Genomic DNA, 2,147 nt, shown 5'->3' with positions numbered 1-2,147 from the left:
TGCCTGGGCATGGGTGGTGCGGGCATTGGCCTCGGCAACATCTTCGGCAGCTACCTCGCGGGCGCACTGCGCAACCCGTCGGCTGCCGATGGCCAGTTCGGCCGCCTGATCTTCGGTTTCGCCGTGACCGAAGCTCTGGGCATCTTCTCGCTTCTCATCGCGCTTCTGGCCCTGTTCGGCTGAGCACTCGGGAAGATTGGACAGGCCGGCCGCGCGAGCGGCGGGCCTGAATTTCGGGGATAGTCCATGTTCGTGACATCTGCCTTTGCGCAAGAGTCCGCGCCATCAGCCGATACCAGCCACGCTGCTACGGAAGGCGACACGCATTCCAGCACCGGTGTGCCTGCTGAAGCGCATGGCACGTTTCCGCCATTCGATCCGGCGACGTTCCCGTCGCAGCTTCTGTGGCTGGCGATCACCTTCGGGCTGTTCTATCTCTTCCTGAAGCGGGTTGTGATGCCGCGCGTCGGCGGCATCATCGATGTCCGCAACGATCGCATCACGCAGGATCTCGATCAGGCGGCCAAGTTGAAGGGCGAGGCCGACGCTGCCGTTGCTGCCTACGAGCAGGAACTGGCGGAAGCCAAGACCAAGGCCAACGCGATCGGCCAGCAGGCCAACGACGCGGCTAAGGCCGAGGCCGACACCGCTCGCAAGAAGGTCGAGGCCGCGCTCGACGCCAAGCTTGGCGAAGCCGAGGCCCGCATCTCTTCCATCAAGGCCAATGCCATGAAGGAAGTCGGCAGCATCGCCGAGGACACCGCTTCGGCGATTGTCGAAGCCCTGGTTGGCGGCAAGGCCAGCAAGGCAGAGATCGCGGCCGCGGTCAAATCCGTGGCCCGGTGAGGAGCGCATCATGGACGCCACATCTCTCGCGACGCTCTGGGCCACGGTTGCCCTGGTCATCTTCCTGGGCATTGCCGTCTACATCAAGGTGCCTCGCCTGATCGCCAAGGCGCTCGACGCCCGCGCCGAAAGGATCAGCAACGAACTCGACGAAGCGCGCCGGCTGCGCGAGGAAGCCCAGCAACTGCTTGGCCAGTATCAGCGCAAGCGCAAGGAAGCCGAGCAGGAGGCCGCCGACATCGTCGCCGCCGCCAAGCGCGAAGCCGACTTGCTTGCCGCCGAAGCGCACAAGAAGACCGAGGACTATGTTGTCAGGCGCACCGCGCTTGCCGAGCAGAAGATCGGCCAGGCCGAGCGTGACGCCATCAGCGAAGTCCGCGCCAGCGCCGTCGACATCGCCGTAGAGGCAGCGCGCGCGCTGCTTGCCGGCAAGATCGACGCCAAGGCCGGTGCCGATCTGTTCAAGGCATCGCTTGCGGACGTGAAGTCGAAGCTGAACTAGAGGGTCCCGCTAGCCAATCATCGAAAGCCGCCCGGGCAACCTGGCGGCTTTTTGTTGTGGGCGGGGATAATCTCCCCCTCGAGGGGGGAGATCAGCTATCCATTCCGACGAAGCTCTCTTCCTCGACCACTTCAGCGCCACCCAGCCTGAACGGCGAAAACGATACGCGATGCAGCCGCGCCACCGGGCCATGCGCCTCGATTGCCGTGCGATGGCGAAGCGTGGCGTAGCCCATATGGACTTCGAAGCCGTAACGGTCGTGATGGTTGCCGCAGCCGCACATCATGCGATCACGCATCACCTTGGCGACGATCGAGGCGGCGGCGATCGACTGCGAACGCTGGTCGCCCTTGATCAGCGCGCGCCCTTCACAAGGCAGGCCAGGCGGCACGTCGCGTCCATCGGCAAGGGCGAGCTTCGGTCTGACCGACAGCCCTACCAGGGCGCGGCGCATGGCTTCCAGGCTTGCCTTGAGGATGTTGCTGCCGTCGATACCCTCGGCACTGATGGAGGCCATTGAGACCGCCTGCGCAGAGCCGAGAATTCGCAGGAACAAGGCTTCACGCTGCAGATGGCTGAGGCGCTTGGAATCGTCGAGGCCGTCGGGAATGTTGGCGGGATCGAGCACCACGGCCGCGGCGACTACCGGCCCGGCCAGGGGGCCACGGCCGGCCTCGTCCATCCCGGCAACCGGCCACAGGCCCTCCGCCATCGCCTTCGTCTCGAAGGAGAAGTCGGGCTTCTCGATGATCTCAAAGAGAGGCGGAGAATCAGAACGCGCGCGAGCCATGTTGCGGCG

At 65.0% G+C, this 2,147-nt stretch carries 4 protein-coding genes; 3 read left to right on the top strand and 1 reads right to left on the bottom strand.

What is annotated here, in order from left to right; translation table 11 throughout:
• The 3 genes from EN984_RS32180 to EN984_RS32170 form a co-directional block, all read left to right on the top strand.
• The coding region (locus EN984_RS32180) for a F0F1 ATP synthase subunit C (RefSeq protein WP_127384245.1) at window positions 1–183 on the top strand (183 nt) is incomplete at its 5' end.
• 63 nt (window positions 184–246) lie between these two features.
• The gene (locus EN984_RS32175; RefSeq protein ID WP_127272329.1) at window positions 247–846 is read left to right on the top strand and encodes a F0F1 ATP synthase subunit B; all 600 of its coding nucleotides are present in this window, start codon (window positions 247–249) and stop codon (window positions 844–846) included.
• A 10-nt stretch (window positions 847–856) separates the two neighbouring features.
• Window positions 857–1,348: a F0F1 ATP synthase subunit B gene (locus EN984_RS32170; RefSeq protein ID WP_127270951.1), complete on the top strand. Its 492-nt coding sequence runs from the start codon at window positions 857–859 to the stop codon at window positions 1,346–1,348.
• A gap of 91 nt (window positions 1,349–1,439) precedes the next feature.
• On the opposite strand, the gene EN984_RS32165 is transcribed toward EN984_RS32170, so the two are convergent.
• The gene (locus tag EN984_RS32165) at window positions 1,440–2,138 is read right to left on the bottom strand and encodes a ribonuclease HII (protein WP_127270953.1); all 699 of its coding nucleotides are present in this window, start codon (window positions 2,136–2,138) and stop codon (window positions 1,440–1,442) included.
• Window positions 2,139–2,147 lie beyond the last annotated feature (9 nt).

It is taken from the genome of Mesorhizobium sp. M7A.F.Ca.CA.004.12.1.1, assembly GCF_003997835.1.
GTDB lineage: Bacteria > Pseudomonadota > Alphaproteobacteria > Rhizobiales > Rhizobiaceae > Mesorhizobium.
Note: the sequence above shows the minus strand (reverse complement) of the source record. Positions and strands in the feature narration are given on the sequence as shown.